General features: G+C 67.5%; 16 protein-coding genes, 1 tRNA gene and 1 pseudogene. 8 read left to right on the top strand and 10 right to left on the bottom strand.

Annotated features, from left to right (window positions below):
- Genes JVH1_RS32770 through JVH1_RS32760 form a run of 3 tightly spaced genes read left to right on the top strand, consistent with a single transcriptional unit; the run spans position 1 to position 2,793 of the window.
- Entirely contained in the window at positions 1-990 is a 990-nt protein-coding gene (locus JVH1_RS32770) for a branched-chain amino acid ABC transporter permease (RefSeq protein ID WP_009473649.1), read from the top strand.
- Positions 983-2,002, top strand: a complete 1,020-nt coding sequence (locus JVH1_RS32765) for an ABC transporter ATP-binding protein (RefSeq protein WP_009473650.1) — start codon at positions 983-985, stop codon at positions 2,000-2,002. Before JVH1_RS32770 ends, JVH1_RS32765 begins: the two co-directional genes overlap by 8 nt.
- Positions 1,999-2,793: an ABC transporter ATP-binding protein gene (locus JVH1_RS32760; protein ID WP_005247455.1), complete on the top strand. Its 795-nt coding sequence runs from the start codon at positions 1,999-2,001 to the stop codon at positions 2,791-2,793. The genes JVH1_RS32765 and JVH1_RS32760 overlap by 4 nt, the downstream gene beginning before the upstream one ends.
- A 69-nt stretch (positions 2,794-2,862) precedes the next feature.
- Here JVH1_RS32760 and JVH1_RS32755 read toward each other — a convergent pair whose 3' ends face one another.
- Together JVH1_RS32755 and JVH1_RS32750 are read right to left on the bottom strand one after the other, a co-directional pair.
- A complete protein-coding gene (locus tag JVH1_RS32755; RefSeq protein WP_007295814.1) occupies positions 2,863-4,185 on the bottom strand; it encodes an ABC transporter substrate-binding protein in 1,323 nt (440 codons plus the stop codon).
- Between the two features lie 166 nt (positions 4,186-4,351).
- Positions 4,352-4,912 (bottom strand): TetR family transcriptional regulator, encoded by a 561-nt coding sequence (locus JVH1_RS32750; protein ID WP_009473651.1) that lies wholly within the window; start codon positions 4,910-4,912, stop codon positions 4,352-4,354.
- A 111-nt stretch (positions 4,913-5,023) separates the two neighbouring features.
- Between JVH1_RS32750 and JVH1_RS32745 the strand changes: the two genes are divergently transcribed.
- Positions 5,024-5,863: an oxidoreductase gene (locus JVH1_RS32745; protein ID WP_009473652.1), complete on the top strand. Its 840-nt coding sequence runs from the start codon at positions 5,024-5,026 to the stop codon at positions 5,861-5,863.
- A 42-nt stretch (positions 5,864-5,905) separates the two neighbouring features.
- Here JVH1_RS32745 and JVH1_RS32740 read toward each other — a convergent pair whose 3' ends face one another.
- The gene (locus JVH1_RS32740; RefSeq protein ID WP_005260374.1) at positions 5,906-6,535 is read right to left on the bottom strand and encodes an ANTAR domain-containing response regulator; all 630 of its coding nucleotides are present in this window, start codon (positions 6,533-6,535) and stop codon (positions 5,906-5,908) included.
- 100 nt (positions 6,536-6,635) lie between these two features.
- Between JVH1_RS32740 and JVH1_RS32735 the strand changes: the two genes are divergently transcribed.
- Positions 6,636-6,709 (top strand) — tRNA-Leu (locus tag JVH1_RS32735).
- A gap of 83 nt (positions 6,710-6,792) precedes the next feature.
- Here the strand turns inward: JVH1_RS32735 and JVH1_RS32730 are convergent.
- A complete protein-coding gene (locus tag JVH1_RS32730) occupies positions 6,793-7,248 on the bottom strand; it encodes a carboxymuconolactone decarboxylase family protein (RefSeq protein ID WP_009473654.1) in 456 nt (151 codons plus the stop codon).
- Between the two features lie 97 nt (positions 7,249-7,345).
- Here JVH1_RS32730 and JVH1_RS32725 point away from each other — a divergent pair.
- The 3 genes and pseudogenes from JVH1_RS32725 (at position 7,346) to JVH1_RS32715 (ending at position 9,746) form a co-directional block, all read left to right on the top strand.
- Positions 7,346-8,076, top strand: a pseudogene (locus JVH1_RS32725) (sigma factor).
- 105 nt (positions 8,077-8,181) lie between these two features.
- The gene (locus JVH1_RS32720) at positions 8,182-8,685 is read left to right on the top strand and encodes an SRPBCC family protein (protein WP_005260370.1); all 504 of its coding nucleotides are present in this window, start codon (positions 8,182-8,184) and stop codon (positions 8,683-8,685) included.
- A gap of 68 nt (positions 8,686-8,753) precedes the next feature.
- Entirely contained in the window at positions 8,754-9,746 is a 993-nt protein-coding gene (locus JVH1_RS32715) for a DUF4185 domain-containing protein (RefSeq protein WP_009473657.1), read from the top strand.
- A 13-nt stretch (positions 9,747-9,759) separates the two neighbouring features.
- Here JVH1_RS32715 and JVH1_RS32710 read toward each other — a convergent pair whose 3' ends face one another.
- From JVH1_RS32710 to gltB, 6 genes are all read right to left on the bottom strand, one after another.
- Positions 9,760-11,547, bottom strand: coding sequence for an ABC transporter ATP-binding protein/permease (locus JVH1_RS32710; protein WP_009473658.1), 1,788 nt, complete (start codon positions 11,545-11,547; stop codon positions 9,760-9,762).
- Between the two features lie 198 nt (positions 11,548-11,745).
- The gene (locus tag JVH1_RS32705) at positions 11,746-11,994 is read right to left on the bottom strand and encodes a hypothetical protein (RefSeq protein WP_009473659.1); all 249 of its coding nucleotides are present in this window, start codon (positions 11,992-11,994) and stop codon (positions 11,746-11,748) included.
- A gap of 105 nt (positions 11,995-12,099) precedes the next feature.
- Complete coding sequence (locus JVH1_RS32700) at positions 12,100-12,978, bottom strand: acyl-CoA thioesterase II (RefSeq protein ID WP_009473660.1); 879 nt, start codon at positions 12,976-12,978, stop codon at positions 12,100-12,102.
- Positions 12,979-14,397, bottom strand: a complete 1,419-nt coding sequence (pyk, locus tag JVH1_RS32695) for a pyruvate kinase (RefSeq protein ID WP_009473661.1) — start codon at positions 14,395-14,397, stop codon at positions 12,979-12,981.
- Between the two features lie 37 nt (positions 14,398-14,434).
- Complete coding sequence (locus JVH1_RS32690) at positions 14,435-15,937, bottom strand: glutamate synthase subunit beta (protein ID WP_009473662.1); 1,503 nt, start codon at positions 15,935-15,937, stop codon at positions 14,435-14,437.
- Positions 15,930-20,513, bottom strand: a complete 4,584-nt coding sequence (gltB, locus tag JVH1_RS32685) for a glutamate synthase large subunit (protein ID WP_009473663.1) — start codon at positions 20,511-20,513, stop codon at positions 15,930-15,932. Before gltB ends, JVH1_RS32690 begins: the two co-directional genes overlap by 8 nt.
- Between the last annotated feature and the right edge of the window lie 19 nt (positions 20,514-20,532).

Raw genomic sequence — 20,532 nt, 5'->3', positions numbered from 1 at the left:
ATGGACATCGCAGGAGCACTCCAGGTCTCGCTCGCCCAGCTGATCGGCCCGTCCGCAATCTTCTACGCGCTGCTGGCGATCGGCCTCAACCTGCACTTCGGCTACGCCGGACTGCTCAACTTCGGTCAGATCGGTTTCGCCCTCCTCGGCGGCTACGGCGTCGGGATCATGACCGTCACCTACCAGCAGCCGCTGTGGGTCGGCATCCTCGTCGGTCTCGCCGCGGCCGGACTGCTGGCCGTCGTCCTCGGTATCCCGACGCTGCGGTTGCGGGCCGACTATCTCGCCATCGTCACGATCGCCGCATCCGAGATCCTGCGGCTGATCTTCCGCTCCACCGCATCGGATTCCATCACCGGATCCACCAACGGGCTGTTCGGCTTCGCGGACCCGTTCACGACGCTCAGCCCGTTCGACTCGGGTAAGCAGTACAACTTCCTCGGCGTCAAGTTCTACGGCGACGACCTCTGGTCGATGGTCGTGGGGTGGACTCTCGTCCTGGTGCTGTGCGGGTTCGTGTTTCTCCTGACGCACAGCCCGTGGGGCCGTGTCCTCAAGGCCGTCCGCGAGGACGAGGACGCCGCACGCGCCCTCGGCAAGAACGTGTTCGTCTACAAGATGCAGGCGCTGGTCCTCGGCGGCATGATCGGCGGGCTCGGCGGCGTGTTCAACGCACTGCAGACCAAGTCGATCAACCCCGACTTCTACTCCACCGCACAGACGTTCTTCGCGTTCGGCGCCCTCATCCTCGGCGGCGCGGCCACGGTCTTCGGACCGGTGGTCGGCGCGATGCTGTTCTGGTTCCTGCTGGCCATCCCGGACGCCCTGTTGCGACAGGCGATCTCCGGGCCGGAGCCGCTGCTGCCGCTGACGGAACAGCAGGTCGGGGCCATGCGGTTCGTCCTGCTCGGCATCATGATCGCGGTGCTGATGGTCTTCCGGCCACAGGGCATACTGGGCAACAAGCGGGAGGTGCAGCTCAATGCCTGACCACAGACTGCCGGATCATCTGCAGACCGACACCGTGCTCACCGCCGAGGAACGGGCCTCGATCTTCACCGACGTCCCGCACTCCCCCGGCGCACCGAAACCCGACCCGATCCTCGTGGTCGACAACGTGTCCCGGACGTTCGGCGGGCTCAAGGCCGTCGACGTGGCGCATCTGGAGATCCAGCGCGGCTGCATCACCGGACTGATCGGGCCGAACGGCGCAGGCAAGACCACCCTGTTCAACCTGCTCACCGGTTTCGACCGGCCGGACAGCGGTTCGTGGTCGATGGATGGCCAGTCCCTGGGCCGGATGTATCCGCACCAGGTGGCCCGCCGCGGCGTCGTCCGCACGTTCCAGCTCACCAAGGCGCTGTCGAAGCTGACGGTGCTCGACAACGTGCGGCTCGGCGCCACCGGGCAGCGCGGTGAGCGGATCTTCAACACGCTCCTGCCGTGGACGTGGAAGGCGCAGGAACGGGCCGTCACCGAACGAGCCAACGAACTACTCGCGCGGTTCAAGCTCGACACCAAGTCCGACGATCTAGCCGGCTCGCTGTCCGGTGGTCAGCGCAAGTTGCTCGAGATGGCGCGGGCGCTGATGACCGAGCCGACCGTGGTGATGCTCGACGAGCCGATGGCCGGCGTGAACCCGGCGCTCACCCAGAGCCTGCTGGGCCACATCAAGTCGCTTCGGGACGAGGGCATGACCGTCGTGTTCGTCGAACACGACATGGACGTCATCCGCGACATCAGCGACTGGGTGGTGGTGATGGCGCAGGGCAGTGTGATCGCCGAGTCCACACCGGGACACCTCTCGTCCAACAACGCGGTGGTCGACGCCTACCTGGGCAGCCACCACGATCAGGCGCTCGAGTTCGACGACGAGGGAAATCCGGTGGGCGCGACGGCCGTTCTGGCCGAGGCACTCGAGAACGCCGAGGCCGAAACCCTCGAGACCGGCGGCGACCTCTCCGAACCCGACATCACCGAGCTGAGGCGTGAGAACACATGACCGAACTGACCCCAGCGGAATTCGCGGCCACACCCGAGGAGCACGCCCGGCTCGCCGAGGGTGCCCTCGTCCGCGCGGACGGTGTGGTGGCCGGGTACATCCCCGGCGTCAACATCCTCCGCGAGTGCAATTTCTTCCTGCGCGAGGGTGAGATCGTCGGCATCATCGGTCCCAACGGCGCCGGGAAGTCCACGCTCCTGAAGTCGCTGTTCGGGCTGATACCGGTGCGTGAGGGTTCGGTGACCCTGCGCGGTGAGGACATCACGTCCAAACCCGCCCACGTTCTCGTGCAGAAGGGTGTCGGCTACGTCCCGCAGACGCAGAACGTCTTTCCGTCGCTCACCATCGAGGAGAACCTCGAGATGGGGATGTATCTGCGGCCCAAGCTCTTCGCGGAGAGATTCGCATTCGTCGGCGACCTCTTCCCGCTGCTCGTCGAACGGAAGAAGGTGAAGGCGGGCGCCCTGTCCGGCGGTGAACGGCAGATGGTCGCCATGGGACGGGCACTGATGATGGAACCGTCCGTGCTGCTGCTCGACGAGCCGTCCGCCGGACTGTCCCCGATGTTCCAGGACGAGGTGTTCATCCGCTGCAAGCGGATCAACGCGGCGGGCGTCTCGGTGATTATGGTCGAGCAGAACGCCCGCCGGTGCCTGCAGATCTGCGACCGCGGCTACGTCCTCGACCAGGGCCGCAACGCCTACACCGACTCGGGACCCAACCTGATGCACGACCCGAAGGTGATCGAGCTGTACCTCGGGACCCTCGCGGGAAGTCAGGAGAAGAAGTAGGTCCGGTGGTTTCGGACACGACTGTGGGCCAGGTTTCCCTGGCCCACAGTCCGTTTCAGGTGAGTGCGATCATCCGCCGACGACGATGTATCCGTCCGTCGTCAGCTTGTTGTCGGCACCGAACTTCAGCTTGCCGTACGAACCGATGGACGGCTCGCCTGCGGCGGTGAAGTCGAGCTTGCCGGTGATGCCGTTGTAGTCGACGTCCGTGCCGGCCTGCACGAGCGGCAGGCACTCCTGGTACGACGTGCACGGGGTTCCGCCCTCGGTGACGGCGTTGATGTTCGCGGCGATGTCGCGACCTGCCGTCGACTTCGCGGCTTCCGCGGCGAGCGCGGAAACGACGACGGCGTCGTAGGACTCACCGGCGTAGTTGAAGTCGATCAGCCCCGGGTTGATGCCCTTGAGACGATCCTGGAAGGCCGGACCGACGTCGGTGAGCGGCGTGGTGCCCTGCATGCCGTCGAGCAGCGGTGCGGCCACCGACTCGCCGAGCGCGTTACCCATGTTGCCGTCCACGCCGTAGACCTTCATGCCGTCGGACGGGCCGATGCCGACCTCGTGCATACGGGTGATGATCTTCGCCGACTCCTCGAATCCGACCACCGCGACGGCGTCGGGGGCGAAGTCCTTGACCTGGTCGATCTCGGAGTTGAACGACTGCGCGTTGGGGTCGTAGATGATCTTCTGGATCTGATCCTCGGGGATGCCCGCGTCGACGAGGTTCTTCTGGATGTTGTCGGCGAGCCCGGTTCCGTACGGGTCGTTGAGGGCCAGGATGGACACGCGCTGGCCGCCGTCGTCCGAGATGAGCTGCGACACAGCCTGAGCCTGCAACACGTCGGTGGGCGCGGTGCGGAAGTACTGGCCCTTGTCCGGGTAGCAGACGAACTGGTCGGACGTGTTGGCCGGGGAGAACATCACGACGCCGGCGCTGGACACCTTGTCGATGACCTTCAGCGACACCGAGGACGACGCCGCGCCGATGATCACCTGGGTGCCGGCGGCCAGTTCCCGGTCCACGGTGGTGTTCGCCGTGTCGGTGGTGGTGTCGCCCGAGTCGCCGGGAATCAGCTGGACCGGCTGGCCGAGAACACCACCGGCCGCATTGACGTCGTTGACGCCGAGCTGGGTGCCCGCCACCATCGGCGGTCCGAGGAAGGAGAGGCTTCCCGTGTCGGGAAGCAGAGTGCCGATCTTCAGCGGCGCCGTGGACGGGGCACCCGCTGCCGCCGCCTCTTCGGGCGTGCAGTCGGTGGAAACAGTGGTGGCCGAGGCAGAGCTGTCACTCCCACTCGCGGAGTCGTCGCCACTGTCCGAACTACAACCTGCCAGTGCGAGTGATGCCGCGCCGAGAACCGCGGCCGCCCGCACGAGGGTCCGTTTAGCCATCCAAACTCTCCTTAGATCACCTGAGTGCGGGCGCCACCCGAGTTGGCGTCCGCTGTGGGATCAGACGCTAGCGGTCCGGCGGCGTTCGCGATCCGTCCAGAAAGGCTCGTGACCTTACTGTGATCTGAATACGACGAGTGTTTACGCGGCCGTAGCGTGGCCGGCCTCAGGCGCCGACGAGAAGGCGCACGGAGTCGACGACCACCTGGCGCCGGCGGGCCCGGTCCGCGGGGGCCGAGGCACCGAGTTCCGGTGTCTGCGTGTGCCAGGACATCGCGACGGATCGAACGACGGTGAGCAGTTCCACGGGCTCGAATCGGGTTGGCAGCACACCACTTCTCTGCGCTCGCTCGATGTCGGCGAGCTTGGACCGATTGGACGCGACCACCACCTGGAGTGGGTCACCGTCGGGGCGCTCGAGTTGGTACCAGGTGGCGAGCCGGAGCGTCGCCGGGTTGTCCTCGTACAGGTCGAACGAGCGCCCCGCGTACCCGGGGAGGTCGGCGGCGTCGAACCGCACCTGCTCGGTGAACGCCACCACGTGGGCGGAGAAGACCGCGTCGAAGAGTTGCCCCTTGTCGCCGAAGTACGCGTAGATCATCGACTTGTTCGCCTTGGCGGCCAGGGCGATGCGGTCGACCCGCGCCCCGGCGATGCCGAATTCGGCGAACTCGGCCGCCGCCGCGTCGAGTAGTCGCTTCTTCGTTGCCTCTGCGTCGCGCACCATGCGCCCAGGCTAGCAACCAAATAGTTGGTTGACAGCGTGCTTCGGCAGGTGTTCCATGGATTTCATAAACATCCAACCAGTCAGTTGCAAGCATGCGGGATGGAGTACACCATGGCGAAGACGTGGCTCGTCACCGGAAGCTCACGCGGTTTCGGCAGGGAACTCGCGACAGCAGTCCTGGGCAGTGGCGACAACCTGGTCGCCACCGCCCGGCAGCCCGAACAGCTCACCGACCTGGTCGACACGTACGGCGACCGGGTCCGGGCGGTCGCCCTGGACGTCACCGACGCCGCGGCCGCCCGCGCGGCAGTCGCCACCGCGGTCGGCGAGTTCGGGGGCCTCGACGTGGTGGTGAACAACGCCGGCTACGCCAACAGCGTCCCGATCGAAGAAATGGATGACGAGGATTTCCGGCAGCAGATCGACGCCAACTTCTTCGGCGTCGTCAACGTCACCCGGGCCGCACTGCCGATCCTGCGCGAACAGCGTAGGGGCTGCTTCGTGCAGTTCTCCTCCGTCGGAGGCCGTGTCGGTGGCACGCCGGGGTTGAGTGCCTATCAGGCAGCGAAGTTCGCCGTCGAGGGATTCTCCGAAGTCCTGGCGGCCGAGGTGAAACCGTTCGGCGTGACGGTGCTCATCGTGGAACCCGGGGCGTTTCGCACCGACTGGCAGGGTTCGTCGATGAAACGCAGCTCGGTCGGCCCCGACTACGAGGCGACGGTCGGCGCGATGAACCGCTATCGGCAGGACACGGACGGCACTCAGCCCGGCGACCCGGCCCGGGCCGCTCGGATCATCATGGATGTGGTTGCCGCCGAGGACGCCCCGCTGCGTCTGCTGCTCGGGGCCGGCGCCGTCGAGATGACCGAGAAGTCGTCCCGCGAGCGCGCTGTCGAGACCCTCCGGTGGGCGGACGTCAGCCGATCCGCGGACTTCCCCACCGGCGCCTGACGCCTCCGGCGAAAACGCATCGCCTGTCGCCGATCTCGCGGGTCAGCTGGTGGGAGCTTCCCCACCGAGGGTCTCGAGCACCACCTGCGCGACCGCCTTCATCGTCGACCGGCGGTCCATCGCGGCCCGCTGGATCCACTTGAATGCTTCGGGCTCGGTCAGGGACTGTTTCTCCATCAACACGCCCTTCGCCCGCTCGACGATCTTGCGGGTCTCCAGACGCTCCGACAGATCGGAGATCTCCCGCTCGAGCGCGGTCACCTCCTTGAAGCGGCTGGCCGCCAACTCGACCGCAGGAACCAGGTCGGCCGTGGAGAACGGCTTGACGAGGTAGGCCATCGCCCCGGCGTCGCGAGCCCGCTCCACCAGCTCGCGCTGACTGAACGCTGTGAGAATGACCACGGGCGCAATACGTTTCGCCGCGATCTCCGAGGCCGCATCGATGCCGTCACGACGGGGCATCTTCACGTCCATGATCACGAGGTCGGGTTTGAGCTCCACCGCCAGGTCGACGGCGGCCTGCCCGTCACCCGCCTCACCGACCACGTCGTAGCCCTCTTCCCGCAGCATCTCGACCAGATCGAGCCTGATCAGCGCCTCGTCCTCGGCCACCACGACCCGTCGCGGCTGCGACGGCACACCTTGCTGCTGGGGAGCGTTCATGGCCACCATTCTCCTCTGCTCGGACGACCCCGGCGCGGGGAGCGAACGTTAGAAGGGTACCGGTGGTTGACTCCCGACGGCGATCTTCTACAGTGGTACAGCGCAACACGCCCTCGTATCCCAATTGGCAGAGGAAACGGATTCAAAACCCGTCCAGTGTGAGTTCGAGTCTCACCGAGGGCACTGCCAGAAATTTTCGCGAATCGCAGGTCAGATGCATTATCTGGCCTGCGATTCGCATCTCGTCCCCCGTCATGGTGTTTCCGTCACCACTGTCCGCCCGCGACCTGCCGGGTGGCGGCGTTGAGCCGGTTCCACAGGTTCACGGTGGCGATCGACAGGACCAGCGACGCGAGCGCCTGCTCGTCGTAGTGCCGGGCGGCCTCGTTCCACACGTCGTCGGGCACCGGGTCCGAACGGTCGCTCAACCGGGTCATCGACTCGGCCAGCGCCAGGGCCGCGCGTTCGGCGTCGCTGAAATACGGAGCCTCCCGCCACGCCGCCACCGCGAAGATCCGCTCGTTGGTCTCGCCCTCCTTCTCCAGTTCACGCGAATGCATGTCCACGCACACGCTGCAGCCGTTGATCTGGCTCGACCGCAGATGCACGAGAGCGTGGGTCACCGGCGGCACGTCCGCCTTCGACGCTGCCTTTCCCAGAGTCAGCAGAGACTTCATGGCGTCGGGAACGATCATCGCGGGGTTGGTCATCCGGGCTTTCATGATTGCCTGCCTCCAAAGGTATTCGGGTGATCTTCTGTCACACCGGGTGATTTTCGTTGTCACTGACATGACGAACCGCGACGGCAGAATGTGACAGATGAACGACGACGAAGTTCTGGCACACCGCTTCGAGGAGAACCGGACGCATCTGTCGGCGGTCGCCTACCGGATGCTCGGCTCGATCAGCGAAGCGGAGGACGCCGTGCAGGAGGGCTGGCTCCGCCTCAGCCGTGCCGAGACCTCGGATGTGGAGAATCTGCCGGGTTGGCTGACGACGGTCGTCGCCCGGGTGTCGTGCTCGACACGCTGACGCCCGCCGAGCGGCTCGCATTCGTGTTGCACGACATGTTCGCCCTGTCCTTCGACGAGATCGCCCCGATCGCCGGACGCACCGCCGCCGCGTCCCGTCAGCTGGCGAGCCGCGCGCGCCGCCGCGTCCAGGGTTCGGGGCCGGTTCCGGATACCGACCTGACCCGGCAGCGCGAGATCGTCGAGGCATTCATGGCCGCCTCGCGGGGCGGCCGGATCGACGACCTCCTCGCGTTGCTCGACCCGGACATCGTCCTGCGGGCCGACGGCGGCGCGGACGGATCCTCTCTCGTGCGCGGAGCCCGCGCCGTCGGCGAGCAGGCCCTCACCTTCTCGCGCTTCGCTCCTTTCGCCCGGCTCGCCCTGGTGAACGGCGCCGCCGGGGTCGTGACCGCGCCCGAGGGAAAGGCCATGTCGGTCATGGCCTTCGGCGTCGCAGGTGGAAAGATCGCCCGAATCGACATCCTCGCCGACCCGCACCGTCTGCTGCATCTGGGGCTCTCTTCCGCCGTCGACTGACGACCCCGCAGGTAGCGGCGGTTTTTTGTGCCCGATCCTGGGGATCTGCGCCGTCCTGCCAGTACCATGGTGGGACAGGTACGCCCTCGAGCACGGAGGTCACCCATGGAGCTCGGCACCGTCACTTTCACCTACGACGGGCGGGTAGCCCTTCGATTCCAGCAAGCGCTCTCGCACTCGCCGGAGAAGGTGTGGCGAGTTCTCACCGACCCGCAGTACCTGAAGGCCTGGTTCCCCGCCGACGTCGAGTTCGACCTCACCCCGGGCGCCGAACTCGTCTTCCGCGTGACGCCGGAGCAGGTGCGCCGATTCGGATTGCCCGCAGATCAGACCACCACCGGGACGGTCATCTCGGTGCATCCCGCGCACATCCTCGAGTACCTGTGGGACGCCGAGACCCTGCACTGGGAACTCGTCCCCGACGGCAGCGGAGGCTGCTGGCTGACGCTCACCCACACCGTGGAAGAAGAAGAATCCGCCTACGCCCACGCCGCCGGCTGGCACGCGGGACTCGAGGTGGTCGAAGCGCAACTGGACGGCCGCGAGGTCGACTGGTCCCCGTGGGATCGGGCCGACGAACTCGCCGCGTCCTACCGCAAGACGTCCTGACCACCGGATTCACCGACACGGGAGAAACGCGTATCGCGGGCAGCACGACCACACCCGCAGCGACCTTCGTGAAGGAGGTCACCGGCGAGGCGACGCGCCGCTGGGGTGTGCACGGCACCGACCTCGGCTGTCCCGCGCGCCTGCCCGACGGGAGAGTCGCGTTCTTCTTCGGCGACACGTTCAGCTCGCACGGCCGGCACGGCCGGCACGGCAGGCGGTGGCGCAGCCCCGTGATGTTGCGCTCCACCACCACCGATCTCCGCGGCGGCATCGAGTTCGACTCCGCGGCCGGCGGCCGGACGGCGGCGGAGATCCTGCCGAACGCGCACGACGACCGCGAACTCCCCGACCGGGAATCGGCGGGCACCGAGTTCACCGTCGTTCCCGCTGACGCCGTCACGATCGGTGATCGGACCTACCTGTCCGTCGTCAGCGTGCACTCGTGGAGGTCACGTGCGTGGCCGACGAACTTCACGTATCTCGCCTGGTCGGACGACGGTGGCGAGAACTGGCACCGCTCGCCCGCCCGCTGGGACAACCGTGGCCGGTCGCTCGATCAGCTGTGGACCATGGAGCGGCACGACGGCTACGTCTACGTCGTCTCGAGCGCGTTCGACCGCACCACTCCTGGTGGGATGATTCTCCGGCGGGTCCCGGAATCGTGCATCCTCGAGCCCGCAGCGTACGAAGAATGGGGCTGGGACCGCGGCACGGAGTGGTCGTGGGGGCAGCCCGCGACCCCGATCCTGCCGGGCCCCGTCGGCGAGATGTGCCTGCGACGGATCGACGGCACCTGGGTCCTCGCGTACTTCGATCCCACCGCGTACGCGATCGTCACACGCACGGCGGAGCGCATCGACGGAGCGTGGTCGGAACCGACCGTCCAGATCGCGGGCGGCGACTGGGGAGCGGCGGACGGCACGTGGGCGCAGATCTACGGCGGATTCATCCACCCGGCGTCCACACTGGACGATCTGCATCTGTTTGTGTCGCAATGGAACACGACGACCGGCGACCCTTATCGCGTCCTGCAGTTCACCACTCGACTGGACGCCGGGTAGCCCGCAGCACGAGTCACCCGACGAGTTCCGACTCCGTCCACCGCCCCTCGCCCTCGAGTTCCACACCGCGGGAATGGAACTGGTTGAGGGTGCTGCGGTGGCCCACACTCACCACGATGCTGTCCGGGAGTTCGGTCCGGAGCAGCGTGTAGAGCGTGTATTCGAGGCCCTCGTCGATGGCCGACGTGGCCTCGTCGAGGAAGATCACCGCGGGCCGTGCGATCAGCACCCGCGCGAACGCGAGACGCTGCTGCTCACCCGGCGACAGGATCCGCGTCCAGTCGGCGGTCTCGTCGAGCCGATCCCCGAGATTGCCGAGCGACACCTCCGACAGCGCAGCGCGCACGACGTCGTCGGCCGCCGTCGGCTCCTTCGGGTACGCCAGTGCGGTTCGCAGCGAACCGAGCGGCAGGTACGGCCGCTGGGACAGGAAGATGGCCTCCCCCGCGGGCCGCGACACGGTGCCGTCTGCGTACGGCCACAGATCGGCGAGTGTGCGGAGCAGGGTGGTCTTGCCCGAGCCGGAGGGGCCCTTGACCAGCAACGACTGCCCCGGGTTCACGGTCAGGTCGAGGCCCTCGATGAGAGTCTGGCCCGTGGGGATGCGCACATCCAGCTTCTCGACCTGGAGGTCGTCGCCCGACTTGCCGGTCTTCAGGATCGGAAGTTCGGCGGCGTGCTGGTTGTCGTTGGCCAGCCCGTTGAGTCGGATGAGGGTGGCGCGGAAACTCGCGAAGTCGGCGTACGACTCGCGGAAGAAGGACAGGGAGTCGTGGACCTGCCCGAACGCCTGCGACGTCTGCATCACGTCACCGAGCGACACCTGACCGGTGAACAGTCGCGGACCCTGCACGAGGAACGGGAAGATGACGGCCGTCTGGTTGACCGTGAGGTTCCATCCACTGAACTTCAACGTCCGGAAGACGATCTGCCACATGTTCCGGATGACGTCCGCAAACCGTCCGGCAAGCGTGCGGCGCTCGACGTTCTCGCCGCGGTAGAACGCGATGCTCTCGCCGTACTCCCGCACCCGGATCAGCGCGTAGCGGAAGTTGGCGCCCAGTTTCTCGTTGAGGAAGTTCAGCTTGATGAGGGGCTTGCCGATCCAGAACGCGACCACCGTGGTCACCAGCACGTAGATGTAGACGAGGAAGATCATCGCCCGCGAGATCTCGACGCCGAACACCGTCATCGGGCCGGACAGATCCCACAGGATTCCCGTGAACGACACGATCGACAGCACGGCCGTCACCGCGCCCATCGACAGCGAGCGGGACGTGGTCACGAAGTTGGTGATGTCGGCCTGGACGCGCTGGTCCGGGTTGTCGATCGCGTCGTCCAGGAATCGGTCACGGTAATAGGCGCGGCTGTCGAGCCAGTCGTCGACGAGATGGTGGTTGAGCCACGTCCGCCAGTCGATGTCGAGGGTCTGCCCGATCAGGTACTCGATCAGGGCCCGAACCACGTGGACGGTCGCCAGAATGGCGAAGACGCGGAGGAAGTGCCAGAACGCCGACTCGTCCAGGTTCTGGATCGAATCGTAGAAGTCGTTGTACCAGTAGGAGAACAGCACCGTCATCCGCACCGCGAAGACCGTCGACAGCAGCAGCACCGCCAGGATCGTCAACGGCTTGAGGCTGCGCCGCGGATCGAAGTACGGCGCGGCGAAGCGCCAGAACTGCCTCCCCCATTTGGTGAACCGCGCGAGCAGTATCACTACGACGACGAACGCGACGACAGTCATGACGTAGGCCTTGAGCAGCCACATTGCGCTGTCCCAGACGACGTTGTTCCAGTCCACGACCCATATCCCCGATCACGAGGTGAAACTCACCAGAAAAGATGGCGAAGTCTAACCCCGGACCTCGGTCATCGGCGAGAGATACACGCAGGACACCCGTCGACGCGCACCCACACGTCGCCCGATGTCCCATTTGCGCAGTTTCGACCGCACAAGCGGGACATCGGGCAGGCAGAACGGGCGCCCGTCGACGGGAGTCTACGAGTCCTTCTCGGGCTCAGGCTTTTTCAGGTTTCCCTCGTCGTCGACGTAGTCGTCGAAGGCGGTACCGGACACCGTGCCGTCGGAGCCGGGCAGGACGACCGTCTCGCGGGCGCCCGGCTCGTAGCGGGCGTCGATCTCCTCCACCTTCTTCTTGGCTGCGGCGAGCGCCTCGTCGTCGGGAAGGGGAACTTCGGTCTCGGCCGGCCGGCCGGTGTTCTTCTGCTCGGGTGCGTCTGCGCTCATAGTGCACGTCCGTTCCGTTTCGGAGATTCCAGACCGACCATACGCCGCGGCCACCAGTTGAACTACCGTTCAAACTCGTTCGGTGGCAAAGGAATGGCGGGGCCGCTACTTCCGCGGCGGGAAGTGGCGGATCAGGCCCTCCTGGACCACGGTCGCCAGCAACTCGCCTTCCAGGGAGAAGAACCGCCCCGTCGCGAGACCGCGGGACCCCGCCGCGACCGGCGATTCGGTGGCGTAGAGCGTCCAGTCGTCGAACCGGAACGGCCGGTGGAACCAGATGGAATGGTTGACGGTGGCCGCGACGATCCGGTCCAGCCCCCACGACAGTCCGTGGGTGGTGATGATGGAATCCAGGACCGTGGTGTCCGACGAGTAGCCCATGACGGCCACGTGAATCAGCGGATCGTCGGGAAGGTCGCCGTCCGATTTCATCCAGACCCGGTTGTGGGTGAGCTTCTCCCCGGTGCCCTTCATGATCCACGACGGGTCGTTCGCGTAACGCATGTCGATCGGCTTGAGCGCGTCGACGAACATCTTCAGTCGATCCTCGTACCCGAGGAAGTGGTCGCCCAGTGGCGGCAGCGTGTCCGGGAACGGCACATCGGGCACCTCGACCGCGTGCTCGAGACCCTTGCCCCAGTCCTGGAACGCCGCCAGCATGACGAACAGTTCCTCACCGTTCTGCAGCGCCGTGACCTGACGGTTCGCGAAGGCCCGTCCGTCACGGTGCCGCTCGACGCGGTATTCGATGGGTTCCTTGACGTCGCCGCCGCGGATGAAGTGAGCGTTGATCGCGTGCACGGCACGCTCGCCGCTCACGGTGCGGCCGGCGGCGACCAGTGCCTGGGAAATCAACTGGCCGCCGAACGTCCGGCTACCCACCTGCGCGGGATGCCGACCTCGGTACGTGTCCTCCCCGGTCTTCTCGAGATCGAGAAGTTCGAGCAGGGTCTGGAGATCGGTCTTCGCCGCGACTTCGCTCACCTAGTGGTCCTCTTCGCCGATTCTGTGGACGTGGATCAGGTTGGTCGAGCCAACGGTGCCGGGCGGCGACCCGGCCACGATGACCACCAGTTCCCCCTTCTGGTACCGGCCCAACCCGAGCAGCGCGTGGTCGACCTGCCGCACCATCGCGTCGGTGCTCTCGACCGGATCGACGATGAACGTCTCGGTACCCCACGTCAGCGACAACTGGCTGCGCACCTCCGGCAGCGGGGTGAACGCCAACAACGGCAACGGCGTGTGCAGCCGCGCCAACCGGCGCACCGTGTCCCCGGACTGGGTGAACGCGACCAGCGCCTTCGCATCCAGCCGCTCCCCGATGTCGCGGGCCGCGTACGAGATGACACCGCGCTTGGTCCGCGGCACATGCGTGAGCGGCGGCACCTGAGTGGACTCGTTCTCCACCGCCTCGACGATCCGCGCCATCGTGCGCACCGTCTCCATCACGTACTTGCCCACCGACGTCTCACCCGACAGCATGACCGCGTCCGCACCGTCGAGGACCGCGTTCGCGACGTCGGACGCCTCGGCGCGGGTGGGCCGCGAGTTCTCGATCATCGACTCCAGCATCTGCGTCGCGACGATGACCGGCTTCGCGTTCTCCCGGGCTATCTGGATCGCCCGCTTCTGCACCAGCGGCACCTGCTCGAGCGGCAACTCCACCCCCAGGTCACCACGGGCGACCATCACCGCGTCGAACGCCAGCACGATCGCCTCGAGGTTGTCGATCGCCTCCGGCTTCTCGAGCTTCGCGATCACCGGGATCCGGCGACCGACCCGATCCATCACGGCGTGAACCAGTTCCACATCGGCCGGCGACCGCACGAACGACAGGGCGATGAAGTCGACACCGAGACCGAGCGCGAACTCGAGGTCGGCGATGTCCTTCTCCGACAGCGCCGGGACCGACACGTTCATCCCCGGCAGGGACACACCCTTGTTGTTGCTGACCGGGCCGCCCTCGGTGACCCGGCAGATCACGTCGTTGCCGTCCACCCCGGAGACGACGAGACCGACCTTGCCGTCGTCGACCAGGAGCCGGTCACCGGCCTTGGCGTCCTCGGCGAGCTGCTTGTAGGTGGTCGACACCCGGTCGTGGGTGCCCTCGACCTCGTCGACGGTGATCCGCACTTCCTCACCGTTGGCCCACGTGGTGCGCCCCTCGGCGAACCGGCCGAGCCGGATCTTCGGGCCCTGCAGGTCGGCGAGGACACCGACCGCCTTCCCCGTCGCGTCCGAGGCCGCCCGGACGCGTTTGTAGTTCTCCTCGTGGTCGGCGTGTTCGCCGTGGCTGAAATTCAGCCGCGCCACGTCCATACCGCTTTCGACGAGCTCGCGAATACGGTCACCGGTGGCGGTAGCAGGTCCAAGTGTGCATACGATCTTCGTGCGTCGGTTCACGGCCTCGAGCCTAGTCGCCCCGCGCGCCCTTCTCCATTTAGACGACTGCCAGCGGGAGCGCCGTCGGATGCACCGGCGACGGGAGGTCCGACGCCCCGGTCAGATACACGTCGACGGCGTGCGCCGCGGACCTGCCCTCCGCGATCGCCCACACCACCAGCGACGCGCCGCGGTGCGCGTCCCCGCAGACGAAGACCCCGGGTGCGGTGGTCTGCCAGTCCGGTCCGCAGGAGAGCGATCCCCGCCGATTGGGTGACAGCCCGTAGTCGTCTAGCAGCGGACCGAGATCGACACCCTCGAATCCGATCGCGAAAAGCGCCAGCTCGCACGGTAATTCGATCTCCTCGCCGACCGGCGTGATGATACGTTTGCCGTCCTCGCGGGTGACCCGGACCTCGGCGAGCACCATCGATCGCACGTTCCCGTTCTCGTCACCGAGGAAACGCTGCACCGCGACCTGATAGCGGCGGACACCGCCCTCGGCGTGCGCGGGCGACGTACGAAGCACCATCGGCCACGCAGGCCACGGCGTCGCGGCCTCGTCCCGTTCCGTCGGCAACTCCGGCTTGTAGTCCAGTTGGGTCACCGACAACGCGCCCTGGCGGTGCGCCGTTCCGAGGCAGTCGGCCCCGGTGTCGCCGCCGCCGATGATGACGACGTGCTTGCCCTTCGCGGTGATCGTCGCGGGACCGTCACCCTCGCATTCCTTGTTCGAGGTGACCAGGTGTTCCATCGCGAGGTGGATCCCGTTCAGCTCCCGGCCTTCGACGGTCGTGTTGTCGCGGCCCCGGAGCGCGCCGATCGCGAGCACGACGGCGTCGAAGTTCTCGCGCATCTGCTCCACGGTGAGGTCGACGCCGACCTCGCAGTCGGTGACGAAGTGCGTTCCCTCCGCGCGCATCTGCATCAGGCGCTGATCGAGGATCGCCTTCTCCATCTTGAATTCCGGGATGCCGTACCGCAGCAGTCCCCCGAGCCGGTCGTCGCGCTCGTAGACGGTGACGTCGTGCCCCGCCCGGGTCAGCTGCTGCGCCGCCGCGAGGCCGGCCGGGCCGGAACCGACCACCGCAACCTTGCGGCCCGTGGCGATCATCGGCGGCTTGGGCACCACCGTGCCGGACTCCCACGCGACGTCGGCGATGGCCTGCTCGATCCGCTTGATGGTGACGCTGCCGGTCGTGTGTGTGTCGGCGAGGGCGAGCACACACGCCGACTCGCACGGCGCCGGACACACCCGCCCCGTGAACTCCGGAAAGTTGTTGGTGGCGTGCAGCCGTTCACTGGCCGCCGACCAGCGGCCGCGCCGCACCAGGTCGTTCCACTCCGGGATCAGATTGCCCAGTGGGCAACCCGCACTTCCCGAGTGGCAGAACGGGATTCCGCAGTCCATGCACCGGGCGGCCTGCTCGGACACCTCGGCGGCCCGCTCGGCCGGACTCTGCGGCGCATACACCTCGTGCCAGTCGTGCACCCGCTCCGCGACCGGACGCTTGCGCGCCTCCTTCTTGACGATGTGCAGAAAGCCCTGCGGATCAGCCACGTGCCGCCTCCATGATCGCAGTGTCCACGTCGAGTCCCTCGGCCTTGGCCATCCGGGTCGCGTCCAGCACCCGCTGGTAGTCCACCGGCATCACCTTGGTGAACAACGCGGACCGCCGGGGCCAGTCGGCGAGCACCGACGCCGCCACCGCGGAACCGGTCCACCGGTGGTGCCGGGTGACCGCGCCGCACAACCAGTCGAGGTCGTCCGGGTCGGGTTGCAGGAGCTTCACCATCGCCCGGTTCACGTCCTCGGGGTCCAGGTCGAGGACGTACGCGATGCCGCCGGACATGCCGGCCGCCATGTTCCGGCCGGTCGGTCCGAGGATCACGACCCGACCGCCCGTCATGTACTCGCAGGCGTGGTCGCCGACACCCTCCACGACGGCCGACGCACCGGAGTTGCGCACCGAGAAACGCTCGCCGACGCGGCCCCGGAGATACAGCTCGCCCGAGGTGGCGCCGTAGAGGAGGGTGTTGCCCGCGATCACCTGCGTTTCGGGGACGAACAGGACGTCGTCGGCGGGACGGACCACGATCCGTCCGCCCGACAATCCCTTGCCGACGTAGTCGTTGGCGTCACCGGTCAGGTCGATGGTGATGCCCGGTGGCAGGAACGCGCCGAGCGACTGCCCGGCGGAACCGGTGAACGTGAGCCGGATCGTGTCGTCCGGCAGCCCGGCGGCGCCGTACCGGCGGGTGACCTCCGCGCCGAGCAGCGTCCCGACGGTCCGGTTGACGTTGCGCACCGGCATCTCGATCTCCACGGCGTGCGCGTCCTCGAGGGCACCCTCGGCCAGCTGGATGAGCGTGCGATCCAGCGCCCGGTCCAGTCCGTGGTCCTGATCGCGGTCCCGGCGCCGCTGCGGCAGCGGCACCCCGTCCGGCCCGGTGGCCACGGCGAAGATCGGAGTGAGGTCGAGTCCCCGGTTCTTCCAGTGCGCGATCCCCTGCGCGGTCTCGAGGACGTCCGCGTGACCGACGGCCTCGTCGATGCTGCGGAACCCGAGGTCCGCCAGGTACTGGCGCACGTCCTCGGCGACGAAGCGGAAGAATTCCTCCACGAACTCCGGTTTGCCGGTGTACCGCTTGCGCAGCTCCGGGTTCTGGGTGGCGACACCGACCGGGCAGGTGTCGAGGTGGCAGACCCGCATCATGATGCAACCCGCCACGATCAGCGGGGCCGTCGAGAACCCGAACTCCTCCGCACCCAGCAGCGCCGCGACCACGACGTCCCGCGCGGTGCGCATCCCGCCGTCGCACTGGACGGTGATGCGGTCGCGGAGTCCGTTGAGCACCAGCGTCTGCTGGGCGTCGGCCAGCCCGATCTCCCACGGCGCCCCGGCATGCTTCATCGACGTCAACGGGGTGGCGCCGGTCCCGCCGTCGTTCCCGGAGATCAGGACCACGTCGGCGTGCGCCTTGCTGACGCCGGCGGCGACCGTTCCCACACCCACCGAGCTGACCAGCTTCACGTGGACCCGGGCCCGGTCGTTGGCGTTCTTCAGGTCGTGGATCAGCTGCGCGAGATCCTCGATCGAGTAGATGTCGTGGTGCGGCGGCGGCGAGATGAGCCCGACCCCCGGCGTCGAATGCCGGGTCTCCGCGACCCACGGGTACACCTTGTACGCCGGCAGCTGACCGCCCTCACCGGGCTTCGCCCCCTGCGCCATCTTGATCTGGATGTCGCTGGCGTTGATCAGATAGTCGCTGGTGACGCCGAACCGCCCGCTCGCCACCTGCTTGACGGCGCTGCGGCGCGACGGATCGTAGAGACGGTCGACGTTCTCGCCACCCTCGCCCGTATTGGAGCGTCCGCCGAGATTGTTCATCGCGACGGCCATCGTCTCGTGGGCCTCGGCGGAGATCGAGCCGTAGCTCATCGCGCCGGTGTTGAACCGGGTGACGATCCGCTCGACCGGTTCCACCTCGTCCAGCGGCACCGGCGGGCGTACGCCCTCGCGGAACGTGAACAGGCCGCGCAGTGCCCCACCGGCCTCGGCCAGCCGGTTCACCTCCTCGCTGTACTTCGCGAACACCTCGTGCTGACCGGTGCGGGTGGCGTGCTGCAGCAGGAACACCGTCTCCGGGGTGAACAGGTGCAGTTCGCCGTCGCGGCGGAACTGGTACTCTCCGCCGTCCTCGAGCCGCCGGTGGGCGAACTCGGCCGGGTTGTCCGGGTACGCCTGCCGGTGGCGGACGGTGACCTCGCGGGCGATCTCGTCGAGACCGGCGCCGCCCAGCTTGCTGACGGTGCCTGTGAAGTACTCGTGGACGAGGTCGCGGTCCAGGCCGATCGCCTCGAACACCTGCGCCGCGGTGTACGAGCCGACGGTGGAGATGCCCATCTTCGACATCACCTTGAGCACACCCTTGCCGAGAGCGGTGAGATAGTTCCGCACGGCGATCGTGTGCTCGACGCCGGTGAGTTCGCCCTCGGACACGAGGTCCTCGATCGACTCCATCGCGAGGTACGGGTTGACCGCCGCGGCCCCGTACCCGATGAGCAGCGCCAGGTGGTGGACCTCGCGGGCGTCACCGGATTCGACGACCAGCGCCACTTTGGTGCGTTCCTTGGTCCGCACCAGGTGATGGTGCACCGCGGCGACCGCGAGCAGCGACGGGATCGGCGCGCGGGTGTGGTCGGAGTCGCGGTCCGAGATCACCAGCGTCCGGTAGCCGTCCGCGATCGCGGCGCTCGCCTGAGCCCGCAATTCCTCGATCGCCTCGGCCATCCCCGCACCGCCGCGTTCCACGTCGTACAGCGCGCGCAGCACCGCCGCGGCCAGCCCCGGATGGTTGCCGTCCGCGTTGACGTTGATGATCTTGTTCAGCTCTTCGTTGTCGAGCACCGGCCACGGCAGCACGATCTGCCTGCACGACGCCGCGGTCGGCTCGAGCAGGTTCTGCTCCGGTCCCATGACCCGCGACAGCGACGTCACGATCTCTTCACGGATCGCGTCGAGCGGCGGGTTCGTGACCTGCGCGAACAGTTCGACGAAGTAGTCGTAGAGCAGCCGCGAACGCTGCGACATGACGGCGATCGGGGTGTCCGTCCCCATCGAGCCGAGGGGCTCGCCGCCGGACGCGGCCATCGGCGCGAGCAGGATCCGCAGATCCTCCTCGGTGTACCCGAACGCCACCTGCCGTCGCACCACCGACTCGTGGTTGTGCTGCGCGTGCGGGCGATCCGGCAGCGTCTTCAGTTCGAGCAGACCGGCGTACAGCCACTCTGCGTACGGCCGCTCCGCCGCGAGCCGCATCTTGATCTCCTCGTCGGGCACGATCCGGCCCTCGGACGTGTCGACCAGGAACATCTGCCCCGGTTCGAGGCGGCCCTTCGCCACGACCTCCGCCTGCGGGACGTCCAGGACACCGCTCTCGCTCGCGAGGACCACCCGCCCGTCGACGGTCTGCCACCAGCGTCCCGGACGCAGGCCGTTGCGGTCCAGCACGGCGCCGACCACGGTCCCGTCGGTGAACGTCACACACGCCGGTCCGTCCCACGCCTCCATCAGCGACGCGTGGAACTGATAGAACGCCCGGCGGTCGGGGCACATCGACGTGTCGTTCTCCCACGCCTCCGGCACCATCATCATCACCGCGTGCGCCACGCTGCGGCCGGCGAGGTGCAGCAATTCGAGGACCTCGTCGAACGACGCCGAATCCGACGCGTCGGGGGTGCAGATCGGATACAGCCTGCGCAGGTCGCCCGGGATCACCGAACTCGACAGCAACGCCTCGCGGGCGCGCATGCGGTTCCGGTTGCCGCGGACCGTGTTGATCTCACCGTTGTGCGCCACGAACCGGAACGGATGCGCGAGCGGCCAGGACGGGAACGTGTTGGTCGAGAACCGGCTGTGCACGATCGCGATCGCACTCGCCATCCGCGGATCGCGCAGGTCCGGGAAGTACCGGGACAGCTGCGACGTGGTCAGCATTCCCTTGTAGACGACGGTCCGGCTCGACAGGGACGGGAAGTACACGCCGCTGCCCTCGGACTCGACCTCGGGAGTGACCTGCTCGGCCCGCTTGCGCAGCGCGTAGACCAGGCGGTCGAGTGCCAGCCCGCCGGGCCGGATCCCGCCGACGGCGGGTGCGGTGACGAACAACTGGCTCATGTGCGGCGCGCAGGCCCGGGCCGTGGAGCCGACGTCCGCGCCGTCCGGATCGACGGGCACCCGGCGCCAGCCGAGGATTTCGAGCCCCTCCTCGGCAGCGAGGCCCGAGACGCGTCGTTGCGCGGCCGCCCGCGCATGCGGGTCCTGCGGGAGGAAGCAGATTCCCGCCGCGTACGTGCTGCCGCCGTCGTCGAGCGGCGCCGGGAGATCGAAGTCGACGACGTCCCCGAAGAATTCGGTGGGCAGCTGGAGGAGGATCCCGGCGCCGTCTCCGCTGTTCGGTTCCGATCCTGCCGCACCGCGGTGCTCGAGATTCTCGAGGGCGCGGAGTCCATCGGAGACGATGGAGTGTGAGCGGCGGCCGTGCACGTCCGCCACCATGGCGACACCGCAGGAATCGACTTCCTGGTCCGGGTCGTACAAGCCCTGGGGACCGGGCAACTGAGAGAACAGCACCGATATACCTCCACATCGG

Origin of the sequence: Rhodococcus sp. JVH1 (assembly GCF_000280725.2) — a bacterium.
GTDB lineage: Bacteria > Actinomycetota > Actinomycetes > Mycobacteriales > Mycobacteriaceae > Rhodococcus_F > Rhodococcus_F jostii_A.
This window is presented reverse-complemented; position numbering and strand designations above follow the sequence as displayed.